Here is a 25,683-nt window from a genome sequence, read left to right on the forward strand (position 1 = left end):
AACCTCATCATTCACAGTGGCGGGCAGTATAAGGAATTATTTATTCCATTCATGTGAAGGTTATCACGATTGATGTGGAAGGAGTAATAGGGAATTTGTAGGTATGGCGGGAAATGTTGCGGTAATAGTGATGGAATATTTTATTACCGCGACATTTTTTACTGTGCAGTGCGCGCTTTTTTAAGGCCAAAACACAATGCGATGGCGTAGGAAATCGCCATCGCGAGACTCATTTTCAGCATGGTTTCGCCACCCAGTCCGGCCAGCGGTGCGGCGATGCCGCCGCAAACGAACATCAGCGTGCCCATCAACGCGGATGCGCTGCCCGATTGTTCACTGCTGACGGCGCTCATGGCTTCAGAGCCCGAGACGGTGCTGATGCCGCTCATGAATGAAACGGTAAAGAACAGGCCAACCAGTGCGGGAATCGCCAGATGCAGCGAAGCCAGCAGTACGGTGACGACTGCGCAGGTGACAGCCAGCAGCAGGCCTCGTCGCAGCAGCGTTTCGGCGGCAATACGTTGGGAGAGACGGGAGAAAATTAACGCGGCGATAATCAGGCCAATACCGTTAAGGCCAAACAGCAGGCTGAACTGCATGGCGCTCATCCCGTATTCGCTTTGAATCACGAATGATGAAGAGCCGATGTAGGAAAACAGCCCGGCCATCATAAAGGCCTGAATCAGACAGTAGCGCAGGAAGCGGCGGTTTTTCAGTACCGGTGTTTTCGCGCGCGCTTCGTGCGCGGTGGCACTTTTGGCAGGCAGCGTTTCATGCAGCACGACCAGGCTTAACAGCAGTAAAACCACGCCGATACCGGCCATCGCCCAGAACAGAATTCGCCAGTCAAAGGCGGTGATGATGTAGCCGCCGATCACCGGTGAAATCACCGGAGCAATACCGTTAACCGTCATTAGCAGGGCGAAAAACTGGGTCAGCATCGCGCCCTGATACCGGTCGCGGGCAATAGAACGCGACAGCACCGAACCGCCCGCCCCGGCAAAGCCCTGCACGAAGCGCCAGACGATCAGCATATGGATATCCTGAGTCGTCGCGCACATCGCAGAGGAGAAGATAAACAGCAGTAGCGAAAGTGCCAGTGGCTTTTTACGGCCGATGCGATCGCTTAACGGACCGAAAAATAGCTGGCCAAGGCCGAGACCAATCAGCGCGGCGGTCAACGAAAATTGCGTTTGCGTGCCGGTAGCATTCAGCTGGTCGGTGATTTCCGGCAGCGCCGGGAGGTAAAAGTCAGTACAGAGTGGGCCGATGGCGGTTAGCAGGCCCAGCGTCAGCACCCATGAAAGGGCGATGCGTGGCATAAAAGCTCCTGTTGTGAATTCGGTTATCGGGTAGGTCGGTTTAGTGGCCACCCAACATGGGAGACATGTCGGATGGCGCTGCGTTGAACCGGTCTACGTGATGCGCAAAGGGCAGAAAATTAGCTCGCCCCGCCGCCCAGCGACTGCCATAGGGTGATGCGGTTATCCAGTTCGGTCTGCTGGAGGGCAATCAGCCCCTGCTGCGCCGACCACAGCGAACGCTGCGCGGTCAGCGCGGTCAGGTAATCGCCGACTCCGGCCTGGTAGCGCTTCATGGCAACGTCAAATGTCTGCTGCTCGGCCGCGATGTACTGGCGCTGGGCATCCAGCTGTTCCTCCAGCGTTTGTCGGCGCGCGAGCGCGTCGGCGACATCTTTAAACGCGCTCTGAATGGTTTTCTCATAGGTGGCGATCAACCCCTTTTTCTCCGCTTCGGCATAGCGCAGCTTCGCCATATTGCTGCCGCCGCTAAACAGCGGGAGAGAAATCGACGGAGCGAACGACCACACGCTCATGCCGTGGCTAAACAGCGATGATAACGAATCACTGCCCACGCCCGCGCTGGCGGTCAGCGAGATGGTAGGGAAGAAATTCGCTCGCGCAGCACCGATATTGGCGTTAGCGCTCAGCAGGTTGTGCTCGGCCTCCTGAATATCCGGGCGTTTGAGCAGCACCGATGAAGAAACGCCTGCTGGCACCAGCGTGATGGTGTTTTCGCCGAGGCTTTCCAGCGTGCCCGGCAGCAGGGAGTCCGGAACGGTTTGCCCGGCTAGCAGATTGATGGCGTTTTTATCCTGCATCACCAGCGTTTGATAGCTGGCAACGCTGGCGCGCGCTTGCTGATAGACGCTCATTGCCGAGCTTACGTCCGTAGCGGCAGCGGTGCCAATCTGCTGCTGACGCTGGACGATTTTTAGCGAGTTGGCAGCGCTGGCCATCGTCTGCTGCGCCAGCGCGAGGTTGCTGTTATCTGCCGCCAGCGTCACCCATGCGGTGGAGAGTTCAGAAATCATCGTCAGGCGCGTATTCTGCGCGGTGTATTCGCTGGCAAGCCAGGTCTCACGTGCCGCGCGAGAAAGGCTCTGGTTGCGGCCAAATAAATCCAGCTCGAAGCTGGAAACGGCGCCATCGGCCTGCGCGGTGGTGCTGACGCCGGTGGTGGTGGTACGGCTACGGCTTCCAGTTAGCTCGGCATCAACCGTTGGGAAGAGCGACGCGCGCGTTTCACCAAACTGTGCCCGCGCGGCATCGATATCGGCAATCGCCTTTTGCACATCGCGGTTGCTGTTTAGCGCCATGCTGACCACTTTGTTCAGGCGGGCATCTTTCACCACCTGTTGCCAGTTGCCAATGACCGCCGTTGCCTGCCCCTGCGTACCCGGCAGCGAGGCCGGGACGGGGGCGTCGGGGCGCTGATAGTTCGGGTCGAGTGACACACAGCCGACGCTCAGGAAAGCAATAAATAAAACAGAGAGACGAAACATAACTTACCCCTGACGGCGTTTACCGGCGAACAGACGTTTCACCAGCACAAAGAATAACGGAACAAAGAAAATCGCCAGCAGCGTCGCGGTTAAGGTGCCGCCGATAATCCCGGTACCGATGGCGATACGGCTGTTTGCACCCGCACCGGTGGCGATGGCCAGCGGCGTCACCCCGGCGACAAACGCTAGCGAGGTCATGATGATAGGGCGCAGGCGGGTTTGCGCTGCGCGCAGTGCCGCACGGGAGAGGGAATACCCCTCTTCCACCGCCGCTTCGGCGAACTCGACAATCAAAATGGCGTTCTTCGACGACAGCCCAATCGTGGTTAACAGCGCCACCTGGAAGTAGACGTCATTGCTCAGCCCTCGCATCCAGGCCGCCAGTGCAGCGCCCAACAGGCCAAGCGGAATCACCATGATGACGGAAATCGGCACTGACCAGCTCTCATACAGCGCCGCCAGACACAGGAACACCACCAGAATCGAGATGGCATACAGGGTCATCGCCTGGCCGCTGGCCAGTTTTTCTTGCAAAGACAGGCCGCTCCACGCCCAGGTAGAACCGGCGGGGAGATTGTTGGCCAGGGTTTCCATGGTGGTCATCGCGGTACCGGAGCTGGCGCCGGAGGCGTTTTCACCCTGAATTTCATAGGCTGCTGCGCCGTTGTAACGCACCAGGCTTTCCGGGCCGTATTCCCAGCGGGTGGTGGCGAAGGCGGAGAACGGCGTCATGCTGTTATCGCTGCCGCGCACGAACCATTTACCAAGATCGGCCGGCGCGGAACGAGAGTCGCTGTCGCCCTGGATATAGACTTTTTTCACACGCCCACGGTCGATGAAGTCGTTCACGTAGGTACCGCCCCACGCGCTGGAGAGCGTCGAGGTGACATCGCTCAGCGACAGACCCAGAGACACCGCTTTACTGTTGTCGATATCCACCTGCAGCTGCGGAGTTTGCGGCATATCGTTGGCGCGCACCGCGTGCAGCGTGGCGTCCTGATTGGCTTTGCCGATCAATTCATCGCGCATTTTCAATAAATCCGCGCGGTCGGTGCCGCCGCTGGCCAGCAGTTCGAAGGTGAAACCGTTGCTCTGGCCCAGACCATCGACCGAAGGTGGCGTCATGGCGAACAGGGTGGCATCACGAATCGCGCCCAGCTCTTTGGTTGCGCGTAGCGCAATGGCCTGCGCGGTGTTTTCCGTCCCTTTACGTTCGGACCAGTTTTTCAGCGAGACGAAGGCCATCCCGGCGTTCTGCCCGCTGCCGCTGAAGCTAAAGCCGTTAACGGTGAAGATAACGTTGGTGTTGTCTTTTTCGTTGTTGAGGAACCAGTTGGTCACCTGCTGGCTGACTTCCGCGGTGCGCGAGTTGGTTGCCCCCGCAGGCAAGGTGTACTGGACCATGATTTCGCCCTGATCTTCGACGGGCAGGAAGCTGCCGGGCAGTTTCCACATCGCCAGCGCCATACCGCCGCAGATGGCCAGATACACCACCATAACCAGGCCGGAGCGGCTCAGGGTGTTCAGGACTTTGTGTTTGTACTTGCGCTCGCTGGCGCCGTAAAAGCGGTTAAACGCGCCGAAGAAGCCTTTTTTGTGCGGTGGGGTGTGGCTCAGAATCGAGCCGCACAGCGCGGGCGTCAGGGTTAACGCCACTACCACCGACAGCATCATTGCCGAAATAATGGTGACCGAGAACTGACGATAGATAACGCCGGTAGAGCCGCCGAAGAACGCCATTGGCAGGAATACCGCAGAGAGCACCAGCGCGATGGCGACCAGTGCACCGGAGATTTCGCCCATCGATTTTTCGGTGGCTTCGCGGGCAGGTAGCCCTTCGTCGCGCATAATACGCTCGACGTTTTCTACTACCACGATGGCGTCATCCACCAATAGCCCGATGGCCAGCACCATCGCAAACAGCGTCAGGGTGTTAATCGAGTAGCCGAACAGCGCCAGAATACCGAAGGTCCCCAGCAGTACCACCGGCACGGCCAGTGCGGGGATAAGCGTCGCGCGGATGTTTTGCAGGAACAGATACATCACGCACACCACGAGGATAATGGCTTCAAACAGCGTTTGAACCACGTCCTCGACGGAGATTTTAATAAACTCGGTACTGTCTTTTGGATACGCAACGTCATAGCCCTGCGGCATGTTACGTTTGTATTCGTTGATTTTATCTTTAACCAGCGTTGCGGTGCTCAGGGCGTTAGCGCCTGGTGCCAGCATCACCGCCATCCCGGCTGCCGGGTGGCCGTTCAGTTTCGCGACAGCAGTGTAATCTTCACTGCCCATTTCGACGCGGGCGATGTCGCCGACGCGAACCACTGCGCCGTTCGACTGGCTTTTGACGATGATATTTTTGAACTGTTCGACCGTTTGCAGTCGTGACTGAGCGCGAACGGTAGCGGTTAGCTGCTGGGTATCCGGTGACGGCAGGGCGCCGATTTTACCGGCGGAAACCTGCACGTTTTGCGCTTCAATCGCCGTTTGCACGTCAGACGGCATCAGGGAGTAAGAGGCCAGCTTGGCCGGATCCATCCAGATGCGCATCGCATATTCAGCGCCAAATACCTGCAGACTGCCGACGCCGTCGAGACGGGCCATCGGGTCCTGCATATTACTCACCAGCCAGTCGGCAATATCCGAACTACTGGCTTTATCGGTGGTGTCGTAAACCCCCATGATCAGCAGGAAGTTGCTTTGGGATTTTACGACGGTTACCCCAGCTTGCTGAACTTCGCTCGGCAGGCGCGATTCCGCCTGCTGCACTTTGTTCTGCACCTGAACCTGCGCGGTGTCCGGGTCGGTACCCTGTTCGAAGGTCACGGTAATACTGACCGAACCGTCGGAGCTGCTGGTGGAGGTGAAGTAGAGCAGGTTATCCAGCCCGGTGAGCTGTTGTTCGATAACCTGGGTCACGCTGTTTTCCAGGGTCTGCGCTGAGGCCCCGGTGTAGGTGGCGGAAATTTTAATCGACGGTGGTGCGACGTCAGGATACTGCGCGACCGGCAGCGTTTTGATGGCCAGCATCCCGGCCAGCATAATCAGAATCGCGATAACCCAGGCAAAGACCGGGCGTCGCACAAAGAAGCTGGAAAACATTAGGCTTTGCCTCCGTTGCTGGTTACTTCAACGGGTTTCACCTGCTGCCCAACCATCACTTTTGCCGAACCTTCGACAATCAGCTTATCGCCGGCCTGTAAGCCGCTTAACACCAGCCACTTGTCGCCGTAGGTGTCACCGGTTTCCAACTGGCGCTGTTCAACTTTGTTGTCAGCACCGACGACCAGCGCGGTGGCGATACCTTTCGCATCGCGGGTGACGCCCTGCTGTGGTGCCAGAATGGCATCGTTCATGATGCCTTCATCCACTTTGGCGCGCACGAACATCCCCGGTAGCAATTGCTGTTTTGGATTCGGGAATACGGCACGCAGGGTCACGGAACCGGTCGATTCATCCACCGCCACTTCGGTCAGCGCCAGGCGACCTTTTTCGCTGTAGGTTGAGCCGTCTTCCAATATCAGCGCCACATTCATGGTGTCGCTATTGGATGCCAGCGACTGTTTGCGCAGGCGCAGCAGGTCAACGCTGGAGCGGGTAAGATCAACGTACATGGTGTCGAGGCCGCGAATAGTGGCCAGCGCAGTGGTTTGCTCAGCGGACACTAGCGCCCCCGGCGTCACGGAGGAGATACCGATCCGCCCGGCGATCGGGGCGGTAATGGTGGTCCAGTTCAGGTTGATGCGTGCGCTTTCCAGCGCGGCTTTTTTCGACTCAACGCTGGCTCTATCCTGCGCACAGGTGGAGGCCGCGTCGTCGGCATCCTGGCGGGAAACGCCGTTTTCTTTAACCAGCTGCGCGTAACGCTGGGCTTTCGCACAGTCGGCGGCGACCAGCGCCTGCGCCTGTTTCAGCGCCGCGGCGGCTTCGTTGTAGGTGGCACGGAAGCTGTCAGGTTCAATCTGATACAGCGGCTGTCCGGCTTTAACGTTATCGCCTTCATTAAAAAGCCGTTTCTGGATAATACCGGTGACCTGCGGGCGGACTTCCGCGCTCATGGCGGCAGATGTGCGTCCGGTCAGTTCACTGACAATCGAAACGGGTTGGCTTTTTAATGTGACGATGCCGACTTCCTGCGCTGGAAGCTGCGAAGGCGCAGTGGGGACATTATCGCATCCGCTCAGGAGAAATAATGCAGCGATGGTGGTTGTGATGTATTTCATATTTTTCTCAGGGTGAACGAAGACCTCCTCACGAATTAACGCAAGGATTTTAAGGGTAAACAGGCCCGCGCTTCCGGAAGGTCGGAAACGACAAAAGGGGGAAAAATATTCCCCTGGTGATTAAACGGTATTAATTATTTTGCAGTCACAAGCATATTAATAATTTCCTGATAGATTTTTTCCATCGCTTCCGGCTGAACCTGTCGTGGGATCTGCCGCCGGTAAATGGTGCCTTCCACCATCACCGCCATCACCTCGACGCAACTGCGAATGCGTTCCTGGCTAAGGTGTGGGTACTCTTTGCTCATGTGCGCGCAGGCGTTGTTGAACATGCGCTCGTCTGCTTCTGCCAGCCACGCGGCGACCTGTGGGTTGCGGGTGGCCTCGGCGGACATCTCCAGCATGAGGCTGTCATCATCTTCGCTTGGTGTCATGCGCCACGCCAGCATATGCGGCATCAGATGGGTATGGGTTTTTCCTTCCATCTCGGCAATACGATAGTCGATGATGCGACGGATCATCTCTTCAATGATCGCGTCTTTATTATTGAAATAACGATAGATTTGACCAACGCTGAGCTTAGCTTCTGCCGCTATCTGCGACATGCTGGCAGCATGGAATCCGCTGTGACGGAAGCAGCGACGTGCGGCGGCGATAATGTCGTCTTGTCGGGCTTTCTGACGGGCTTCCAGCTTGCTGGTCATGCATCTCTCCGCGTTTTTTGAAACAGTGAGAACGATCGTTCTCATTTTCGCTCATTATACGTCGCTGAAAGCCGATGAAAAGCGTTTTTTTGCAATGAATTTTTGTGGGTTAGTTTGTTCAGAAAATAATGGAGGAAAAAAGGATTTTCTGTGAAATTAATAAGTGCGGCGAGTAAAAATAATGGAGAAAATATGCCTTTTGAAATTAAAGAAGTTATTACGCTGGAAGATAAAGAAGAATTACTGGATGGGCTACGGGCTTATAACCGGCAGTTCGTGGATACCCGCGATTGGGGGGATGTGTGCGTTTATCTCCGTGATGAACAGGGGGTTATGCAGGGCGGATTGATTGGTCAGCGCAAAGGACTGTGGCTGAGCATTGATTATCTATGGGTCAGTGATTCAGCCCGTGGGAGTGGGGTAGGTAGTCAGCTTATCAAAACCGCGGAGCAGACTGCCCGGCAGAAAGGCTGCCAGTTTGCGCTGGTGGATACCATCAGCTTCCAGGCGCTGCCGTTCTACCAGAAACAGGGGTATGTATTGAAAACGACGCTGGATGACTTCCCTCTGGAGGGCATGGCGCGTCACTATCTGACCCGGAAACTGTGAGTGATAGGCCGGATGGCGGTTATGCCATCCGGCATTAACGGTCACTCGTGCCGTGTTTTCAGCGGTGCCTCTTTGAGCAGCCACGACAGCACAAAGGCGATGACCATAATGCAGGCCGCCATAATAAATGCCGCATGGATAGCCGAGCCAAAGGCAGTGAGGTAATCGCTGCGAATCGCGTCGGGAAGCTGGTGAATGGCTACCGGGTTCATCCCTTTGGGGATCCCTGCGCCTTCTGGCAACAAGGTGGCCAGGCGCGATTGCAGGACCGAGGTAAATACCGCACCAAACAGCGCGACGCCAATAGAACCACCAATAGAACGGAATAACGTCACCCCGGATGTTGCCACGCCGTACAGATTTGCGCTCACCGTATTCTGCACCGCCAGCACCAGCACCTGCATCACCATGCCCAATCCCATGCCCAATACGGCGGTAAACACATACAGCTGCCAGGTCGGTGAATCGATGGTAATCCGCGTCAACAGCACCATGCCGATAAAGCCCATCAGGGTACCGACAATCGGATAGATACGGTATTTCCCGCTGCGGCTTATCGCCCTGCCGCTGATAATTGAGGTCAGCAGCAGCCCGCCCATCAGCGGTATCAGCTGTAGCCCGGCTTCGGTTGGCGTGGCGTTTTTTACCACCTGCAAATAGAGCGGCAGGAAGGTGACGGAGCCAAACAGCGACATACCGATAATAAAGCCTATCAGGCTGCACAGCAGGAAGCTGCGGTTGCGGAACAGCGACAGCGGGATAATCGGTTCCCACGCCAGCCGCTCTTCATAGATAAAGCCGGCGATGCCGATAAGGCCGAAGGCCAGAATGCACCACAGTTGAGGATCGCTCCATTCGCGAACCGTGCCGCCTTCGGTGGTGAAGAGAATGATGCACACCAACGCCATCGTCAGATACAGCGCGCCCAACCAGTCTATTTCATGCTGGCTACGTTTGTTACTGGAGTGGAATACCGCACCGATGACAAACAGGGCGAACAGCCCCAGCGGCAGATTGATGTAAAAAATCCAGCGCCACGAAGCGTGCTGAACGATAAAACCGCCAATCAGTGGGCCAATCACCGTTGCCAGGCCAAATACGCCGCCAAATAGCCCCTGATAGCGGCCGCGCTCGGCTGGTGGGATGACATCCGCTACCGCCGCCATGCTGATAACCATCAGCCCGCCGCCGCCAAGGCCTTGCAGCGCGCGCATCAGCACCAGCTGGGTCATATTCTGCGCCAGCCCGCACAGCGCGGAGCCGACGAGGAACAGGATAATGGCGATTTGCAGCACCCGCTTTCGACCAAACAGATCGCCAAACTTGCCGTACAGCGGCACGACGATGGTCGAGGTGAGGATATAGGCGGTGACCACCCACGAGAGCTTGTCGAGGCCGCCCAGCTCGCCGACAATGGTCGGTAGCGCGGTCGAGACGATAGTCTGGTCGAGCGCGGAGAGCAGCATCACCAGCAGCAGCGCGCTGAACAACAGGCGGATTGAGCTCACGCCGGTTGGTTGTGGGGCCGTCGAAGTTTCAGACGCCATCATGTTCTCACTTGAAATTAATTAAATGCATAATTAATATTTATTGAAGATCATTCAGAGGTCAAGAGATCCCGTTTCTATGCCAGCACAAAAAGACAATCTCAAACCACGTAAGCCCGGACGTCCACGCGGCAGCAAGCCGAATGCTGCCAACCGTGAACAGCTCATCGACATCGCGCTGCGATTGTTTTCCCAGCAGGGTATTGCGCGCACATCGCTGAACGCTATTGCTCGCGAAGCCGGCGTTACGCCCGCCATGCTGCACTACTATTTCAATTCACGAGAGCAGCTGCTTGATGTGATGATTGAAGAGCGCTTCTTGCCGCTGCGCGAGCAAATCACCGGCGTATTCGGTGAGCATCCTAACGATCCGGTGACGGCGTTGAGTGAAATGGTGAAGACGCTGGCCGCTGTCGCTGCGCAACACGAGTGGTTTGCGCCGCTGTGGATGCAGGAAGTTATCGGTGAAATGCCGGTACTGCGTCAGCATCTGCATGCCCGTTTTGGCGAGGAGAAATACCACACTACGCTGGAGACGGTGAAAGGCTGGCAGGCGTCTGGCAAGGTGAACCCACATCTAACCGCTGAGCTGCTGTTTACCACGTTGTTGAGCCTGGTACTGGTGCCGTTTTCCCGTATGCGTAACGATGAACGACTGGCGATGCTGACGCCGGAGATTATTGTCAACAATGCGCTGGCGTTGTTGCGCCAGGGAGTTGGACCTGCTTAAGGCATGCAGTTGCGATATTTGAACGTATCGAGGGCTGATATTCACTAAAATGTTTTGCTGCGGTGAGAGATATTATTCTCACCGCGCACGTGCTATGTGTATTTAAATAATTCAATAAGTGAAACAATAGTTAAATATTAGATCTCCACTTCCTGAGTCAAATCATATTCAATGAGTGCCCAAGCCGCGGGTTTGCCCTGATAATAAGGCATGATATCCCCTCGTCGGAGGCTTATTACCGCGGGAATAGTGCTGTCGGAGAGTTGCCAGTGTCCGCCCTGTGGGCTGTACTGGCCGCTGTTGCGGATGGTGCCTAGCGGTTTGCGATCGGTGTTTTCTTGAGAAGTGAACGAAGAAAGTACCGAAAGCGTGTAATTGCTACTATCTATCTTCATAACGTGATAATCCAAAAATGAACACACGTCATAAACAAGCGACAATATCCTGCTACAACTTAAGCAGATGTGAAATTATTTAATATGTGAATTATTCGAAGTGTTTTATTGCAATGAAAGACTGTTTTAGACAAAATAAGCCATCTCATTGGTCAAAAAGTATTCTAAATGATTAAGCGCCTGATTAATTCATGCATTCTTATTATGGCATTTACCGCTTCCAGCGCCTTTGCCGTGGACTGCCAGCGTGCCGCAACGCCGCTTGAAAATACGATCTGTAGCAATGGCAACCTGAACTGGCTGGATGACACCATGGAGAGCGTGTATCGCGCAATGCTGGTGCGTCGTGATGCCACTACGGTTCATCAGGAATATGAAGCGTGGGAAAAATCGCTGAAAAGCTGTTCATCGGATGAGTGCATTGAACGCGCTTATTATACCGGGATCAGTAAAATTGCTGACTCACCGGCGGATTTTAACTGGGAAGGGCGCTGGTGGAATTCCAGTGCGGCCAACATGAGCGGTGGAGTGGTGCAATTCAGCCACAGCGCGGACTGGTCGATTACTACAGATATTCGAATTTGGGCCGGGCTGAATAAAGATGAGTTCACCGCTGAGGCGCGTAAGCTCAATAACATGGTACTTATCGACAATATGGTCGACAGCAAGCATTGCAAAGTCCTGTTTATTCCCCGTAAAAGCGGAGCGATTCAGGTCTACAGTAATGCTGATTTTGGTTGCCGCCTGTCATTACCGAACGGCGCTTTTATCGATGGCCGCTATCTGAAGTCGGATGTCGATCCGCGACCAAAAGCCACGCTGCTGTCGCTGGCGATTTTTTCTGACCCGAAAATGGATGAACGTTTCCGAACGATGGTGGGTGAGGATTACCAGAAGTTTGTCGATACTGCGAATATTTATATCTATCAGGAAGATATCGATAATATTGGCGCGACGGTTGTCTCAATGTGGGTTCGCGGTGCGGCGAATGCGCACACGGCCATTATTATGTACACCGCCAACGATATCTGGGCGGCGAGGGTTGAACCGGATGCTACCGGTAAGCTGGCCTTCTCCTATTTCAGCACTCAGGGTAACGATGTGGCGAAAATGCCGCGTACTCTGGCAGGCTGGCGACTGCGTTTCCTCGACCAATAACCTCACGCGTTGAACGGGCCATATCACGACGGCCCGTTCAGACTAAACGGCTTACGCCAGCGTCCCCACCACGTTCAGATCGGCATCGTCCGGCACTTCATTGTAAGAAAGCACATGCAGCCCGCTGGCAAACAGGCGTCCGTAGCGTGAAATCACCGGGCGCAGCTGTGGGGTCACCAGCAGCAGCGGCGGCAGACTCTTGGCTTTCATCTGCTCGTAAATCATTGGCATGGTATTTTGCAACTGGGTCAGAATGTTCGGGTCAACCGGGAAGCTGTCCAGCGCCACTTTGCCGGCCTGCTGCGCCTGATTGAGCGCGCCCAGCAGCATGTTTTCCAATTGATTATCAATGGTGTAGGCCGCCAGCTGCGGTCGGTCGCCGTTGATATTGTGCACGATGGCGCGGCGCAGCGCATAGCGCACGTCAGCGGTTAGCAGCACCGGGTCTTTGGTCACCGCTGAGCTCTCCAGCAGCGTGGAGGCGATGGTGACAATATCCTTCAGCGAGACCTGTTCCAGCAGCAGTTGGCGATAAATACGCAGCAGCTGGCTGTAGTTGATCGCAGCATTTAAATCTTCCGCCAGTTTCGGTGCCTGTAGCGCTAAACGCGCGTGCAGATGGGTGATGTCGTCGTAGTTAAACAGATCCGGCAGATGTTCGCGGGCAACCTTGTTCACGTGGGTGGCCACTACGCTTGCGCAGTCCACCACCTGATAACCAAGGTTCAGCGCTTTGGCTTTCTGTTCCTGGTCAATCCATACAATCGCCATGCCGTAGGCCGGATCGGTATCCAGTACGCCGTCGATTTCACCGTACAGTTCGGTCCCGGGAATCGCCATCAGCTTTTCGGCATTCACTTCCCCCATGGCGGTGCGGATGCCGTTAATATGAATGGCATACTGCGCGGGCTTCAGGCGGAAGTTTTCCCGGATACGGATTTCGGGCAGCAGCACGCCGCACAGTTCGGAAATCACCTGACGCACCCCGCGTACGCGCAACGACAGCGGGCTGCCTTTGGCTTCATCTACCATCGTGACGAGCTTGTAGCCGAGGTTGAGGCCAATCGGCTCGACCAGCGGAATGCTGTCCCAGGTTATTGCCGGGTTAGCGTCTGGAGCCAGCGCGTCGGTAATTGCCTCCATATCTGTTTCTTGCGGCGCCGGCTGCACCACCTTGCTTTGTCGCCAGGCCGCGAACAGCAGCAGAGCAGTAAAGCTCAGGAAGGCGATATGCGGCATGCCCGGTACGATCGCGAGAATGAACATCACGAACGCGGCGGTATACAGAATCTTCGGTTTGGAGAGCAGCTGCGTTTTAATTTCGTCGCTAACGTCGTTGCCTTCGCTGACGCGGGTCACGATGATTGCGGCGGCCGTCGCCAGCAGCAGTGACGGAATCTGAGCGACCAGGCCGTCACCGATGGTTAGCAGTACGTACTGACGGAAAGCGTGACCGGCATCGAGATCGTATTTGAAGATACCGATGCAGATACCGCCGATCACGTTGATGATAAGCACCATGATCCCGGCGACGGCGTCACCGCGCACAAACTTCGACGCACCATCCATCGAACCGTAGAAGTCTGCCTCTTTGGCCACTTCCTGACGACGAGTACGCGCCTGCTGCTGGTTAATCAGCCCGGCGTTGAGGTCGGCATCGATCGCCATCTGTTTACCCGGCAGGGCATCCAGCGTAAAGCGTGCGGAGACTTCGGAGATACGTTCCGCACCTTTGGTCACCACCACAAAGTTGATGATCATCAGGATGATAAACACCACGAAGCCGACAACGAAGTCGCCGCCGATCACCACCTGACCGAAGGCTTCGATGACCTTACCAGCAGCACCTTCCCCTTCATGGCCCTTTAATAGCACCACGCGCGTTGACGCTACGTTCAGCGTCAGTCGCATCAGGGTGGTTATCAGCAGCAGCGTCGGGAAGATGGCAAAGTCCAGCGGACGCTGCATATTGACCGCAACCAGCAGCACGATCACCGCCAGCACGATGTTGAATGTAAACAGAATATCCAGCATCAGCGGCGACAGCGGTAGGATAACCATTGCCAGCACGCAGAGAAGCAGAATAGGCACAGCAATCTGCCCCTTGCGGAGCACGCTGAGCGCGTTGCGCATCTTACTGTTCGCCATTGGCTTTTAATACCTCTTGAGGAATGTCTATGTGCCTGTTCAGGCGGGGTTTTTGTTCAGCACGGCCTTCGCGCCAGGATTTCAGCTGCATCACGTAGGTCAGCACGTGAGCGATGGCGCGAAAGAGCTGAGCCGGAATTTGTTGATTGACGCGAGTGGTGTAGTACACCGCACGTGCCAGCGGTGGAAACTCCACCACCTCAATGTTGTGGCTGGCACCCACTTCACGGATCCACAGCGCCACGTCATCAATACCCTTGGCGACGATGTACGGTGCTTCTGCTTTCTGCGGGTCATACTTCAACGCCACCGCGTAGTGGGTCGGGTTGGTGATGATGACGTCAGCTTCCGGGACGGTCCGTGAAATCTGGCCCATCGCCATTTGGCGCTGGAGCTGGCGAATACGGCCTTTTATCTGCGGGTTACCGTCGTTATTTTTGTGTTCTTCCTTCACTTCCTGCTTGGTCATGCGCATTTTTTTGGTGAACATGAATTTGCTCAGCGGCACATCTAACAGGGCAAAAATGACGATAACGGCGACAAAATAGCTGATAACGTGCTTAAAAATACCGAACCCGTGGCTAATCGCCTGCGTCAAATACAGGCGTTGCAGGTGCAGCAGATTATCCATCTCGTCGTGCACCATGGTGTAGATAACCGCCAGAATGGTGGCGCATTTCAGCATCATCTTGCCCACTTCGGTGTAGTGGCTGGCTGAGAACATGCGCTTCACGCCGCTGATAGGGCTGAGTTTTTTAAAGTCCGGTTTGAGCTTGTTGGGGGTGAAAATCCACCCGCCCGGCACAAGGCTCGCAATGATGCAGACAACCGGAATCGGGGTGAGCGTGGCGATGAAGCGCAGGATTACCCACAAATTGAGCATCAAAAACTGACTCAGGATGTTCGGGTTATCGAGATCCTTTGCCATTTCGCCAACGGCGGCAAACGACTCGCCAATCAGCTGGCGGTAGTACGGCAAAAAGGTCGCCATCGTAAAGAACGAGGCCACCAGGCCCGCCGCCATGGTTAAATCTTTTGAGCGGGGAATGTCCCCCTTTTCCCGCGCTTTGCGCAGTTTTCCCGATGTGGGTTTTTCGCTTTTATCGCCGCTGGAAGAGGACATTACTGCACCCTTATGGCGTCGAGTTTCGCCAGAATTTCGTTGGTCAGATTGATGTAGTGGTCAGGAATGTTGGTGACCAGCATCGAAATACACAGCAGGCCAAACAGCATGCTGATAGGAAAACCGAGAGAAAACAGGTTCAGCGTAGGTGAAACGCGGTTAAGCAGACCAAAGCCACCCTGTACGATAAGCATCACGAAGGTCGTCGGAAGCGCAATCAGCGTGGCGGCAGACATAATCCAGCCCAGCCCCTGGCCAATTAACATCAGCGTCGGTTGGTTAATGGCCTGGCCGATTGGCCAGTAGCTGAAGCCTTTGAACAGAATCGTGACCAGCAGCAGGTGCCCGTCCATAATGAAGAACAGCAGGGCGCAGAAGACGTAGATAATCTGCGAGATGACCGTGGTCGAACTGCCGTTGACCGGGTCGTTCATCATGGCCATCCCCAGACCCATGTTCATGGACAGGATGTTCCCCGCCGTTTGCAGCGCGACAAACACCAGCTGCAGCGCGGTGGCAAAAAGAAAGCCCCACAGGATCTGCTCACCGATAAGCAAAAGAGTGCGCATGGACAGCAGTTCATTCAACACCACGTTGTTCGGCAGCATCGGCGTAATGATGATCGCCAGCGCCATCGCCGTGCCGATTTTAATTCGCCGTGAAAAGACGCGGTTATCGAGCACCGGCACGAACTGTAAAAAGGCGAGGATGCGAAAGAAAGGCAGCACCAGGGCCATCACTGGCGTCCACAACGTCTGAATATCGATTCCCATAATGACTTAGCCGACCAGCGCCGCCGCCTGCTGGAAAATCTGCACGGTAAAATCGACCAGCTGTGTCAGCATCCATTTGCCCGCGAAGATGAGTACCCCAAGCGTGACCACCAGACGCGGCAGAAAGCTCAGCGTCTGTTCGTTAATCTGGGTAGTGGCCTGAAAGATACTGACGCACAGGCCAACCAGCAGGCTGGGGATAATCGCCACGGCGGAAATCAGCAGCACCAGGTGAATACCGGATGCCATGATGTCGCCTGCGGTGTCCATATTCATCATGGCTATAATCCTTGTACGCTGGAGGTGAGCGTACCGACTATCAGCGTCCAGCCATCGCACAGAACGAACAGCATCAGCTTAAACGGCAGCGAGACGATAAGCGGCGACAGCATCATCATCCCCATTGCCATCAGGATACTGGCGACAATCAGGTCGATAACCAGGAATGGGATGTAAATCATAAAGCCAATCTGGAAAGCGGTTTTCAGCTCACTCAGCAGATAGGCCGGGGTGACAATAGTCAGATCCTGTTCGTGAGCGTCGCCTTCAATACCGGCAATGGTCATAATCTGCGCCATCGCTTTATTGTTGGTCTGCGCCAGCATGTATTTCTTCAGCGGCGCTTCGGCGTTAACCAGCGCTTGCTTCAGGGTTATCTGGTCATTCTGGAATGGCTCTACCGCATCGGAATATACCGTCATCCACACCGGACGCATCACCAGCAGCGTCAGCGCCAGCGCAATCCCGGTGAGGATTTTGTTGGGCGGACTTTGCTGCAGGCCGAGCGCCTGGCGCAAAATCGCCAGCACGATAATAAACCGGGTGAAGCAGGTCATCATCAGCACCATGATCGGCAGCAGGCCGAGCAGGGTCATCAGGATCAGGATTTCAATTTTTACGTTGTAGTCCTGACCCGCGCCGTTTGATGTGGCGCTAAACAGTGTGATGTCGCCGTTCGCCGCCAGCACTGGCTGGGCAAACAACAAACCGACGAGCAGCAGCAAAAAGCCACCGCGATAAAGCGTGCGGTTCATCGCGTTAACTCACCCAGTTCTTTCGCGTTGAATTCGATGATACGCAGGCCGTATTTGTCATTCAGGACGACGACTTCCGCTTTACCGAACGCAATGCCGTTCACTTTGATATCCAGCGGCTCGCCGGCCATTTTGTCCAGCTCGATAACCGAGTCGCTGTTGACCGCCATCAGCTCTGCCAGTGAAATATTCACCGACGAGACTTCCAGCGTTAGCGTTACAGGGATGCGGCTAAACAGCGCCATACGACGTACATCAGTGAGCGGCGCATTGCGCGTTTCTGGCTGTAAATCGAGGCGAATATTGCCTTCTACGGTTTCATCCTGTGTCATATCGCTGAGATTCAGGTCGTCCAGATCCAGGGACTGGCTCAGCTCATGTTGCAAATCACTCATATTGCTTCTCGGTTGTTTTGTCATGGATATCGCACAAGAAAAGCTTGCTGCGATCTTCGGCAATAGCCGCTTCAAAAATCTGTTCTTTGCCGATAAATACCGGTAAGGGTTCATTAATCGCGATAGGGATAATGTCCCCTGGTTTGATATCGGCAACCTGCGCGACGGTTAAATTCAGGCTGGCAAGACGGCCATTGAGCTTCAGCGGCAGGCTGTCGAACAGGCGTTCGATTTGTCCTGGGCTTAAAGTGACGCTTTTCTCGGTGACACGATCATTGATGTCTGGCGTACGCAGCGCGGCCAGCATTTGGTCGACATGATAGTTATCGAGCAAAATGGTAAAGCTGCCGTGGCTGTATCCTTCAAGGGTGAAGGTAATACACCATGACCACTGGTTAATAACCGTGGAGTAATCCACTTTAATATCCAGTTCTTCCCCGAAAGTCTCTTTGCAAATAATCAGAGAAGTTAATTCCTGACCCAGTTTGCTTTTCAGTCGTTCTTCCGTTTTGGTGATCGGTAAAGAGTCATCTGGTTCGACATGGTTACTGTCTTTGCTCAAACCATAATAATCATGAAGAATATTCAACAATAAGATGCGGTCGATAACAAACGCGATATTTCCATAAGGGGTGGAGAATATCTGGGCATTCTTATAATGCTGATCGATAGCAAACGTCATCGATTCTAACGCTGCGTTAACACGTAATTTCTTTAGAAAGTAAATGCCAAGACGAGCATCAAGAATGTCAAAGCTATCATTCATTAGCTTAGGCAGTTTATGCCATGGGCGTCCGAGTTTACTGACGTCAAGTTTCACCAGTTCCGGAAGGTCATCCTGCTGGTGGATTCTGATTCGATGTGAAGCAGGGTACATAATTATTCCAGTTCTTTAGTCATGGCCGGTGGAACAATAACGTGTTCGTTTCGGTGACGATAACGTGCACGAAATTTTTTACTGAAAATATTTGAGTTTTGGGAATGTTGTGACGCTTTACACCAACATCGAAGAATCTTCGGTAAAAGAAAATTCATGCACTCTTTTATTCAGACTGTGGATTAAACCTTTCTGGCCATTTTATTGCAAGTGGTAGAGAGTTATTAATCCATTATTTTTCCGCCTGCCTGTAGATTAATATATTTTGTAACTACATGATTTATATAGATTAATGTTTTAATATCCATTAAAAATGAGACAATTATTGTTCGCTGGGTATACTAGGCGTCATATTTTCACGGAAACAGAATTTCCCGTGTCGATATCAGAGTCTTTAATTTTTATTAACATTATAAAAACGCCTTTAATCCTCCATGTAGAAGGTGCTTTTTTATTACCTGGTTAATAAAGATGTAGCGTATTTTCTTTTTAGTCTTTTTTACTGGTACTCCAAAATGAACATTATCATTGAACGTGAAGACCGTAATGGTGATGGCTTTGTAGCCGTCTCCCCTGCCAGCGTGGGCGTGATCTCATTGGCCCGCCGCGTTGCTAAATATAATGTTTCAGTATTGGTTACTGGTGAAACGGGAACCGGAAAGGAATGCGTTGCCAAATATATCCATGAGCACGCCTGTGGTAGCGACGCCCCGTATGTTGGGGTGAACTGTGCGGCTATTCCAGAAAGTATGCTGGAAGCGATTTTATTTGGTTATGAGAAAGGCGCATTTACCGGTGCGGTAGCCAGCGTAGCCGGTAAATTTGAGCAGGCAAATGGCGGAACGCTACTATTAGATGAAATTGGCGATATGCCTTTAGCATTGCAGGCAAAACTATTACGCGTATTACAAGAGCAGGAAGTTGAGCGTTTGGGCAGTCATAAACGCATCCCTCTAGATATCCGACTGATCGCTTCGACTAATAAAGACTTGCAGCAGGAAATTGCTGAAGGACGATTCCGTCAGGATCTGTTCTACCGTATTTCCGTGGTGCCGATTCACATCACACCGCTGCGTGAGCGCAAGCAAGATATTTTGCCTTTAGTCCAGCGTTTCATCGCCAAATACCGCTCATTCCATAAGGGCGATGTTCGCCTGAGCGATGATGCCCGTAACGCACTGCTTGGCTATGACTGGCCGGGTAATGTGCGTGAGCTGGAGAACGTTATCCAGCGGGGCATGATCCTCGGAAACGGTGACGAAATTAAAGCCGCCGACTTTGGTCTGATTGCCCGTGTTCCTTTGCCGGAAAGCCCGGTGGTCGGCGTCATGCCGGCTTATCGTGAACAGGATGCCAGCCAGGCAATCCGCGATGTCAAGCTGCACGGTCGTCTGGCGGAATACCAGTACATTATTGACCTGTTAAAACGCCATAAAGGCAACAAATCCAAGACCGCGGAATTCTTAGGCATTACTCCGCGTGCACTGCGTTACCGCCTTGCGTCAATGCGCGATGAAGGCATTGATATCGAATGTTATTCCTGAGGCCAGGAAGGAAGACTAAATGGACAAAATAGCAGCCGCAGGTATGAACACCGCGCAACAGGCGATGCTCAACCGTATGCAGCAGACGGCCTCATTGGCCTCTGCCGGCTCGGTTAACGCCTCACAAACCATAGCACCTGCAAACAGTGCGTTTAGCGCGACGGATTCAGTCTCTTTCTCCCGCGTGTTGAATAACGCTATCGACAATGTCGATGCGTTGCAGCACAGCGCGGGGGCAAAGCAGACCGCTATTGAGATGGGTCAGAGTGACGATTTAGCCGGCGCGATGATTGAGAGCCAGAAAGCCAGCGTGGCTTTTTCGGCCATGATGCAGGTGCGCAATAAGCTCAATAGCGCGCTGGACGAAGTGATGAATATTTCGCTGTAAGGTCTGTACCGTGTTAAACAAAATCAAAGATCGTCTCCCCGCCCTCCCGATGCCCGCTGGCGTTATCAATCCAAAGCTACTGGCCATTATTGGCGGTACGGTATTGGCGCTGGCGATTATTGCCTCTCTGTGGAAAGGCAATCAGGGATATGTGGCGCTGTATGGCGCGCAGGAAAGCATTCCGGTGTCTCAGGTGGTTGAAGTCCTGGGCGCGGAAAATATCGCTTATCGTATCAACCCGGACAACGGCCAGGTGCTGGTGACCGAAAGCAAATTGTCGCAGGCGCGTATGGCGCTAGCGGCGAAAGGCATCACCGCAGCGACGCCGGACGGCTACGAGCTGATGGACAAAGAAGAGATGCTGGGCAGCAGTCAGTTCATCCAGAACGTGCGCTATAAGCGCAGCCTGGAAGGTGAGTTGGCAAAAAGCATCATGGCGCTAAATCCGGTAGAGCACGCGCGCGTGCACTTGGGGTTGAGCGAATCCAGCTCCTTTGTCCTGACCAACAAACCGAACAGCAGCGCCTCCGTGGTGCTGCAGCTGCGCTACGGCAAACAGCTTGATGAGCAGCAGGTGGCATCGATTGTGCAACTGGTCTCCGGATCGGTGCCAGGGATGAACGCCAGTAGCGTTCGCGTTGTCGATCAGACGGGAAATCTGTTATCCGACGGCGTTGCCGGGCCCGATGGCACGATGGCGGGCAAGCGTCTGGGCGAAGACGTGATGCAGCGTATCCGCGAAGATACCAACAAAAATATCTCCACTCTGCTGACCTCTTTGGTCGGTGCGGGTAATTATCGTATCAGCGTCGCGCCGGCCGTCGATTTAAGCCGCGTGGAAGAGACGCAGGAACGTCTGGGTAAAGATCCGCTGGTGAGCGATGAACAGCTGAGCCAGGAAAATACCACCAATGAAATGGCATTTGGTATTCCGGGCTCGCTGAGTAACCGCCCGGTGAATCAGAACCCACAGGCGGCGGCTGCGCAAGCGGCGGGTGCCCCTGCAGCAAATCCACAGGCCGCCGCGGCCGACAATGCAACCAGCGACCCGCGGGCGCTCACTAGCCGCAGCCAGTCCCAGCGTAAATATGCGTTTGACCGCGATATCCGCCATATCCGTCACCCCGGTTACAAGCTGGAGAAACTGAACGTGGCCGTGGCGCTGAATCAAACCGCGCCTGCGCTTGCCAACATTACCCCAGAACAACTGGCCTCTATTACCCGTTTGGTTGAAAGCGCCGCTGGCATTGATAAGCAGCGTGGCGATGCGTTAACCCTTGATGTGCTGGCATTCAGTGTCCCAGTGAATGATGGAATTCTGCCGCAGCAGTGGTGGAAAGATCCGGATATGCAGTACTGGGGGCAAAACGGCGGCATTGGCCTGTTAGCACTGCTCACGCTGCTGTTTGGTGTCCGCCCGCTGGCACAACGCTTTGGCCGCCGTGAACGCGTGGTCAACGATGCCGACCAGCAAGAACAAGATCTGCTGACTGACGCGACGACCGAGAAGGAAGAAACGCTGTCTGCGCTGCCGAATATCGGCTTCAACACTAATGACGACATGCTGCCACCGCAGAGTTCGGGTCTGGAAACCAAAGTGGAGTACCTCCAGGTTCTGGCCCAAAACGAAACTGAACGTGTAGCAGAAGTTCTGAAACAATGGATTAACAGCAATGACCGAAGCAACCGCAAGCAGGACTAATCAATCCGGTGGCCGCAGCCGTCTGGAGCAGGCAGCGATTTTGCTGCTGAGCGTGGGCGACCAGGCCGCGGCACAGGTGATGCAGAAGCTCAACCGTGAAGAGGTGGTGCTGCTGAGTGAAACCATGGCGCGTTTACATGACGTCAAGGTGAACCAGGCGCGTCAGGCGATGAACAACTTCTTCTCCGACTACAGCGAGCAGAGCGGCATCAACGGTGCATCGCGCTCCTATTTGCGCAGCATCCTGGAAAAAGCGCTCGGCGGCGAAATTGCCCGCAGCGTCATTAACGGAATTTATGGCGATGAAATTCGCTATCGCATGGCCCGTCTGCAGTGGGTGGATACGCCGCAGCTGGCGGCGCTGATCGATCAAGAACATTTACAGCTTCAGGCCGTGTTCCTGGCCTTCCTGCCGCCGGATATTGCCGCCAGCGTACTGAGCGTACTGCCGGGTGAGCGCCAGGATGAAATCATCTATCGCGTTGCGCGCCTCGATGACATCAATCGCGACGTGATTGACGAGCTGGATCGCCTGATCGATCGCGGCATCGCCGTGCTTTCCGAACATGGCTCCAAAGTGGTGGGCATTAAGCACGCCGCTAATATCGTCAACCGTATTCCGAGCAATCAGCAGGAGCTGCTGGATCAGCTGCGCGAACGTGATGAAGGCGTGGTAGATGAGCTGCAGGACGAGATGTACGAATTCTTTATCTTAAGCCGCCAGACGCCGCTCACGCTCCAGCGTCTGATGGATGAAATCCCTATTGACGAATGGGCGATTGCGCTCAAAGGCACCGAGCCGGTGCTGCGACAGGCGATTTTTGACGTGATGCCAAAGCGCCAGGTCACTCTGCTGCAAAGTACCACTACGCGTCTGGGGCCGCTGCCGGTGAGCCGTATTGAACAGGTGCGTAAAGAGATCATGCAGACCTTACGCCAGCTGGTAGAAGAAGGTGAGATTCAGGTGCAGCTGTTCGCTGAGCAGACGGTGGAATAAGCCATGTTTAAGAAACGGAGTATACCGCTGGATAGGCTGACTTCTCGTCGCCAGGGCGTGGTAAAACCGCGGCTGCATAAATTTCCTCCGTTACGTAAACGCTGGGCGGCATCCCATGAGCCGGTTGAAGACGATGCAATGGCAGCGCCGGACCCGGCTGAGTATCAAAAGCAACTGCAGGAAGGGTTTAGCGAAGGCGTAAACCAGGGCTTCGCGCAGGGGATGGAAGAAGGCAAAGAAGAAGGCTACCAGGAAGGTGCGCGCCTTGGCTTTGAAGATGGAATGCGCAAGGGGCTCGCCGAAGGCAAACAGCAGGCGCGTCAGCAGTTTCTCGACGCCGCGGAGCCATTTGAGCGCGTCACCGCGAACGTGCAGCGTTTTCTTGAAAGCTACGAGCAGCGCCGCCGTGAAGAGCTTTTGCAACTGGTGGAGAAAGTGACCCGCCAGGTGATCCGCTGTGAGCTGTCGCTACACCCAACGCAGCTGCTGGCACTGGTAGAAGAAGCGTTAACCAGCCTGCCGCAGCCGCCGGAACAGATCCGCGTATTGTTGAATAGCGAAGAGTTCCGCCGCATCAGCGAAGCCGAGCCGGAAAAAGCCCGTGAATGGGGGCTGGCGGCCGATCCTTCTCTGGAACTGGGTGAATGCCGAGTGGTGACTGACACCACCGAGATGGATGTCGGTTGCCAACATCGCCTGGACCAGTGCGTCTCGGTACTGAAAGACAACCTGCTGCCGGAAGATATGCATGAGTAATCTCGACTTCGAGCAGGCGTTGCGCTCCATCGAACAGATTGATCTGGCGCGCGTCGCCGGGCGTCTGGTGCGGGTGAACGGCATTTTGCTGGAGTGCGTGGGCTGCCGTCTGGCGATTGGCCAGCTATGTCACGTCGAAAGTATCGAACAAGAGATGATGGAAGCGCAGGTGGTGGGCTTTGACCGTGAAGTCACCTACCTAATGCCATTCAAACAGCCATCCGGGCTGATTGCCGGTGCCCGCGTTTTCCCGGCTGGGAAAAGCGAAGGCGTGATGATTGGCGATCAGTGGCTGGGGCGCGTGGTGAACGGCCTCGGCGAACCGCTTGACGACAAAGGTAAGCTTGGCGGCGACACATTACTCCCGCAGCAGCTGCCGCAGGTGCATCCCCTTAAGCGTCAACCCGTTGAAGCACCGCTGGACGTCGGCGTGCGTGCCATTAACGGCCTGCTGACCATCGGCAAAGGCCAGCGTGTTGGTCTGATGGCCGGTAGCGGCGTGGGTAAAAGCGTGCTGCTGGGAATGATCACTCGTTACACCCAGGCCGAAGTGGTAGTGGTCGGGCTCATTGGCGAACGTGGCCGCGAAGTGAAAGAGTTTATTGAAAACTCATTGCAGGAAGCGGGGCTGGCGAAATCGGTAATTGTTGCCGCGCCAGCGGATGAATCGCCGCTGATGCGTATTAAGGCCACCGAGCTGTGCCACACCATCGCCAGCTACTACCGCGATAAAGGTAAAGACGTTCTGTTGCTGGTGGATTCGCTAACGCGTTACGCCATGGCGCAGCGTGAAATCGCGCTCTCGCTGGGCGAACCGCCAGCGACGAAAGGCTATCCACCTTCGGCGTTCAGCATGATCCCTCGGTTGGTTGAAAGCGCGGGCAACAGCGAAAGCAAAGGCTCGATGACGGCGATTTATACCGTACTGGCGGAAGGTGACGACCAGCAGGACCCGATTGTCGACTGCGCGCGTGCGGTACTTGATGGCCATATCGTGTTGTCACGCCATCTGGCGGAAGCCGGGCACTATCCGGCGATTGATATCGGCCAGTCGATCAGCCGCTGTATGAGCCAGGTGACGGCTCGCGAACACCAGCTGGCGGCGCGAACCTTAAAGCAGCTGTATGCCGAATACCAAAGTATTAAGCCGCTGATCCCACTGGGTGGCTATGTTGCGGGTGCCGATCCGCTGGCGGATAAAGCCGTGCGTCTCTCGCCGGCCATTACGCAGTTCTTACAACAGGAAGTTCAGGACGCGGCGTTGATTGATTCAACCATTAACGATCTGCGAACGTTAGCGCAAGCAGGGTAATGCACCATGAGCAAACTCATCTCTACACTCGAACAGCTTCATCTGATGCGCACCCGCGCAGTGGACGATCTCAGCCTGAAGCTGGCCTCGCAAAAGCAGGTCTGCCAGCGTTTTGAAAAGAACATTGATGCGCTGACGTCACTGGCGTCGGGTCTGGCCACGCAGACGGCCGACAATGCGGTGATGATGATCAATCAGTCAAAATATAAGCAGAATATTCAACGCGTTATTAATTGGCAGAAACAAGAACAGGCGTTGGCCAGCCTGGAAGAGAAAAAAATCCAGGGCAACTTGCTAGCCGAAGCCAAGCGCGAGAAAAGCCTTGAGCTGGTGCTGGATGCCAAACGTAGCGACCGCCGAATGGAGATCAATCGCCGGGAGCAAAAGATGACCGATTCTGTTTCTGCCCAATGCTGGCTGCGCCAGCAGCTGGCTAGTGCACGCCAACGATAGATG

The 25,683-nt window shown here is 54.8% G+C and carries 24 protein-coding genes; 10 read left to right on the top strand and 14 right to left on the bottom strand.

The features are described from left to right. Positions 1 to 158 precede the first annotated feature (158 nt). The 5 genes from KP80_RS18090 to KP80_RS18110 all read right to left on the bottom strand — a co-directional run bounded on the left by KP80_RS18090 (position 159) and on the right by KP80_RS18110 (position 7,739). Complete coding sequence (locus tag KP80_RS18090) at positions 159 to 1,322, bottom strand: multidrug effflux MFS transporter (protein WP_052285016.1); 1,164 nt, start codon at positions 1,320 to 1,322, stop codon at positions 159 to 161. Between the two features lie 119 nt (positions 1,323 to 1,441). Continuing rightward, positions 1,442 to 2,806 carry an efflux transporter outer membrane subunit gene (locus KP80_RS18095; RefSeq protein ID WP_052285017.1) on the bottom strand — a complete coding sequence of 455 codons (1,365 nt, stop codon included), beginning with the start codon at positions 2,804 to 2,806 and terminating at the stop codon, positions 1,442 to 1,444. 3 nt (positions 2,807 to 2,809) lie between these two features. Then, a complete protein-coding gene (locus tag KP80_RS18100; RefSeq protein ID WP_052285018.1) occupies positions 2,810 to 5,914 on the bottom strand; it encodes an efflux RND transporter permease subunit in 3,105 nt (1,034 codons plus the stop codon). Then, on the bottom strand, positions 5,914 to 7,035 hold the full coding sequence (locus KP80_RS18105; protein ID WP_052285019.1) for an efflux RND transporter periplasmic adaptor subunit: 1,122 nt from the start codon (positions 7,033 to 7,035) through the stop codon (positions 5,914 to 5,916). The genes KP80_RS18100 and KP80_RS18105 overlap by 1 nt, the downstream gene beginning before the upstream one ends. A 134-nt stretch (positions 7,036 to 7,169) precedes the next feature. Then, entirely contained in the window at positions 7,170 to 7,739 is a 570-nt protein-coding gene (locus KP80_RS18110; protein ID WP_052285020.1) for a TetR/AcrR family transcriptional regulator, read from the bottom strand. A 192-nt stretch (positions 7,740 to 7,931) separates the two neighbouring features. Here KP80_RS18110 and KP80_RS18115 point away from each other — a divergent pair, with 192 nt between their 5' ends. After that, on the top strand, positions 7,932 to 8,348 hold the full coding sequence (locus KP80_RS18115) for a GNAT family N-acetyltransferase (RefSeq protein ID WP_052285021.1): 417 nt from the start codon (positions 7,932 to 7,934) through the stop codon (positions 8,346 to 8,348). A gap of 41 nt (positions 8,349 to 8,389) precedes the next feature. On the opposite strand, the gene KP80_RS18120 is transcribed toward KP80_RS18115, so the two are convergent. Further along, positions 8,390 to 9,895, bottom strand: a complete 1,506-nt coding sequence (locus tag KP80_RS18120) for an MDR family MFS transporter (protein WP_052285022.1) — start codon at positions 9,893 to 9,895, stop codon at positions 8,390 to 8,392. 79 nt (positions 9,896 to 9,974) lie between these two features. Here KP80_RS18120 and KP80_RS18125 point away from each other — a divergent pair, with 79 nt between their 5' ends. After that, positions 9,975 to 10,625, top strand: coding sequence for a TetR/AcrR family transcriptional regulator (locus KP80_RS18125; RefSeq protein WP_052285023.1), 651 nt, complete (start codon positions 9,975 to 9,977; stop codon positions 10,623 to 10,625). A gap of 137 nt (positions 10,626 to 10,762) precedes the next feature. Here KP80_RS18125 and KP80_RS18130 read toward each other — a convergent pair whose 3' ends face one another. Beyond that, positions 10,763 to 11,020, bottom strand: a complete 258-nt coding sequence (locus KP80_RS18130) for a hypothetical protein (RefSeq protein WP_156315690.1) — start codon at positions 11,018 to 11,020, stop codon at positions 10,763 to 10,765. A 204-nt stretch (positions 11,021 to 11,224) separates the two neighbouring features. Between KP80_RS18130 and KP80_RS18135 the strand changes: the two genes are divergently transcribed. Continuing rightward, complete coding sequence (locus KP80_RS18135; protein WP_231625938.1) at positions 11,225 to 12,178, top strand: lysozyme inhibitor LprI family protein; 954 nt, start codon at positions 11,225 to 11,227, stop codon at positions 12,176 to 12,178. A 51-nt stretch (positions 12,179 to 12,229) separates the two neighbouring features. On the opposite strand, the gene KP80_RS18140 is transcribed toward KP80_RS18135, so the two are convergent. From KP80_RS18140 to KP80_RS18170, 7 genes are read right to left on the bottom strand one after another with little or no spacing between them, the layout of a single operon-like run. Continuing rightward, positions 12,230 to 14,326: a flagellar biosynthesis protein FlhA gene (locus KP80_RS18140; RefSeq protein WP_052285026.1), complete on the bottom strand. Its 2,097-nt coding sequence runs from the start codon at positions 14,324 to 14,326 to the stop codon at positions 12,230 to 12,232. Then, complete coding sequence (gene flhB / locus KP80_RS18145; RefSeq protein ID WP_052285027.1) at positions 14,313 to 15,449, bottom strand: flagellar biosynthesis protein FlhB; 1,137 nt, start codon at positions 15,447 to 15,449, stop codon at positions 14,313 to 14,315. Before flhB ends, KP80_RS18140 begins: the two co-directional genes overlap by 14 nt. Then, entirely contained in the window at positions 15,449 to 16,222 is a 774-nt protein-coding gene (gene fliR, locus KP80_RS18150; RefSeq protein WP_052285028.1) for a flagellar biosynthetic protein FliR, read from the bottom strand. Before fliR ends, flhB begins: the two co-directional genes overlap by 1 nt. Positions 16,223 to 16,228: 6 nt before the next feature. Then, positions 16,229 to 16,501 (bottom strand): flagellar biosynthesis protein FliQ, encoded by a 273-nt coding sequence (fliQ, locus tag KP80_RS18155; protein ID WP_052285029.1) that lies wholly within the window; start codon positions 16,499 to 16,501, stop codon positions 16,229 to 16,231. A gap of 2 nt (positions 16,502 to 16,503) precedes the next feature. After that, positions 16,504 to 17,256 (bottom strand): flagellar type III secretion system pore protein FliP, encoded by a 753-nt coding sequence (gene fliP, locus KP80_RS18160; protein WP_052285030.1) that lies wholly within the window; start codon positions 17,254 to 17,256, stop codon positions 16,504 to 16,506. Beyond that, a complete protein-coding gene (gene fliN, locus KP80_RS18165) occupies positions 17,253 to 17,651 on the bottom strand; it encodes a flagellar motor switch protein FliN (RefSeq protein WP_052285031.1) in 399 nt (132 codons plus the stop codon). Before fliN ends, fliP begins: the two co-directional genes overlap by 4 nt. Then, entirely contained in the window at positions 17,644 to 18,528 is an 885-nt protein-coding gene (locus tag KP80_RS18170; RefSeq protein WP_052285032.1) for a FliM/FliN family flagellar motor switch protein, read from the bottom strand. The genes fliN and KP80_RS18170 overlap by 8 nt, the downstream gene beginning before the upstream one ends. 515 nt (positions 18,529 to 19,043) lie before the next feature. Here KP80_RS18170 and KP80_RS18175 point away from each other — a divergent pair. From KP80_RS18175 to fliJ, 7 genes are read left to right on the top strand one after another with little or no spacing between them, the layout of a single operon-like run. Next, on the top strand, positions 19,044 to 20,072 hold the full coding sequence (locus KP80_RS18175) for a sigma-54 interaction domain-containing protein (protein WP_052285033.1): 1,029 nt from the start codon (positions 19,044 to 19,046) through the stop codon (positions 20,070 to 20,072). Between the two features lie 19 nt (positions 20,073 to 20,091). Continuing rightward, a complete protein-coding gene (gene fliE / locus KP80_RS18180; protein ID WP_052285034.1) occupies positions 20,092 to 20,460 on the top strand; it encodes a flagellar hook-basal body complex protein FliE in 369 nt (122 codons plus the stop codon). 10 nt (positions 20,461 to 20,470) lie between these two features. After that, complete coding sequence (gene fliF / locus KP80_RS18185; RefSeq protein ID WP_052285035.1) at positions 20,471 to 22,162, top strand: flagellar basal-body MS-ring/collar protein FliF; 1,692 nt, start codon at positions 20,471 to 20,473, stop codon at positions 22,160 to 22,162. Next, on the top strand, positions 22,134 to 23,159 hold the full coding sequence (locus KP80_RS18190) for a flagellar motor switch protein FliG (protein ID WP_052285036.1): 1,026 nt from the start codon (positions 22,134 to 22,136) through the stop codon (positions 23,157 to 23,159). Before fliF ends, KP80_RS18190 begins: the two co-directional genes overlap by 29 nt. Positions 23,160 to 23,162: 3 nt before the next feature. Then, a complete protein-coding gene (gene fliH, locus KP80_RS18195; protein WP_052285037.1) occupies positions 23,163 to 23,915 on the top strand; it encodes a flagellar assembly protein FliH in 753 nt (250 codons plus the stop codon). After that, positions 23,908 to 25,227, top strand: coding sequence for a flagellar protein export ATPase FliI (gene fliI / locus KP80_RS18200; protein ID WP_052285038.1), 1,320 nt, complete (start codon positions 23,908 to 23,910; stop codon positions 25,225 to 25,227). The genes fliH and fliI overlap by 8 nt, the downstream gene beginning before the upstream one ends. A 6-nt stretch (positions 25,228 to 25,233) precedes the next feature. Beyond that, positions 25,234 to 25,680, top strand: a complete 447-nt coding sequence (gene fliJ / locus KP80_RS18205) for a flagellar export protein FliJ (RefSeq protein ID WP_052285039.1) — start codon at positions 25,234 to 25,236, stop codon at positions 25,678 to 25,680. The last annotated feature ends 3 nt before the right edge of the window (positions 25,681 to 25,683 follow it).

The organism is Kluyvera genomosp. 1, from assembly GCF_001266615.1.
Lineage (GTDB): Bacteria > Pseudomonadota > Gammaproteobacteria > Enterobacterales > Enterobacteriaceae > Kluyvera > Kluyvera cryocrescens_A.

Bases quoted from the DNA above. Each gene is read 5' to 3' on its own strand.
- KP80_RS18090 (WP_052285016.1), bottom strand. From the start codon at position 1,322: ATGCCACGCATCGCCCTTTCATGGGTGCTGACGCTGGGCCTGCTAACC.
- KP80_RS18095 (WP_052285017.1), bottom strand. From the start codon at position 2,806: ATGTTTCGTCTCTCTGTTTTATTTATTGCTTTCCTGAGCGTCGGCTGT.
- KP80_RS18100 (WP_052285018.1), bottom strand. From the start codon at position 5,914: ATGTTTTCCAGCTTCTTTGTGCGACGCCCGGTCTTTGCCTGGGTTATC.
- KP80_RS18105 (WP_052285019.1), bottom strand. From the start codon at position 7,035: ATGAAATACATCACAACCACCATCGCTGCATTATTTCTCCTGAGCGGA.
- KP80_RS18110 (WP_052285020.1), bottom strand. From the start codon at position 7,739: ATGACCAGCAAGCTGGAAGCCCGTCAGAAAGCCCGACAAGACGACATT.
- KP80_RS18115 (WP_052285021.1), top strand. From the start codon at position 7,932: ATGCCTTTTGAAATTAAAGAAGTTATTACGCTGGAAGATAAAGAAGAA.
- KP80_RS18120 (WP_052285022.1), bottom strand. From the start codon at position 9,895: ATGGCGTCTGAAACTTCGACGGCCCCACAACCAACCGGCGTGAGCTCA.
- KP80_RS18125 (WP_052285023.1), top strand. From the start codon at position 9,975: ATGCCAGCACAAAAAGACAATCTCAAACCACGTAAGCCCGGACGTCCA.
- KP80_RS18130 (WP_156315690.1), bottom strand. From the start codon at position 11,020: ATGAAGATAGATAGTAGCAATTACACGCTTTCGGTACTTTCTTCGTTC.
- KP80_RS18135 (WP_231625938.1), top strand. From the start codon at position 11,225: ATGGCATTTACCGCTTCCAGCGCCTTTGCCGTGGACTGCCAGCGTGCC.
- KP80_RS18140 (WP_052285026.1), bottom strand. From the start codon at position 14,326: ATGGCGAACAGTAAGATGCGCAACGCGCTCAGCGTGCTCCGCAAGGGG.
- flhB (WP_052285027.1), bottom strand. From the start codon at position 15,449: ATGTCCTCTTCCAGCGGCGATAAAAGCGAAAAACCCACATCGGGAAAA.
- fliR (WP_052285028.1), bottom strand. From the start codon at position 16,222: ATGGGAATCGATATTCAGACGTTGTGGACGCCAGTGATGGCCCTGGTG.
- fliQ (WP_052285029.1), bottom strand. From the start codon at position 16,501: ATGATGAATATGGACACCGCAGGCGACATCATGGCATCCGGTATTCAC.
- fliP (WP_052285030.1), bottom strand. From the start codon at position 17,256: ATGAACCGCACGCTTTATCGCGGTGGCTTTTTGCTGCTGCTCGTCGGT.
- fliN (WP_052285031.1), bottom strand. From the start codon at position 17,651: ATGAGTGATTTGCAACATGAGCTGAGCCAGTCCCTGGATCTGGACGAC.
- KP80_RS18170 (WP_052285032.1), bottom strand. From the start codon at position 18,528: ATGTACCCTGCTTCACATCGAATCAGAATCCACCAGCAGGATGACCTT.
- KP80_RS18175 (WP_052285033.1), top strand. From the start codon at position 19,044: ATGAACATTATCATTGAACGTGAAGACCGTAATGGTGATGGCTTTGTA.
- fliE (WP_052285034.1), top strand. From the start codon at position 20,092: ATGGACAAAATAGCAGCCGCAGGTATGAACACCGCGCAACAGGCGATG.
- KP80_RS18190 (WP_052285036.1), top strand. From the start codon at position 22,134: ATGACCGAAGCAACCGCAAGCAGGACTAATCAATCCGGTGGCCGCAGC.
- fliH (WP_052285037.1), top strand. From the start codon at position 23,163: ATGTTTAAGAAACGGAGTATACCGCTGGATAGGCTGACTTCTCGTCGC.
- fliI (WP_052285038.1), top strand. From the start codon at position 23,908: ATGAGTAATCTCGACTTCGAGCAGGCGTTGCGCTCCATCGAACAGATT.
- fliJ (WP_052285039.1), top strand. From the start codon at position 25,234: ATGAGCAAACTCATCTCTACACTCGAACAGCTTCATCTGATGCGCACC.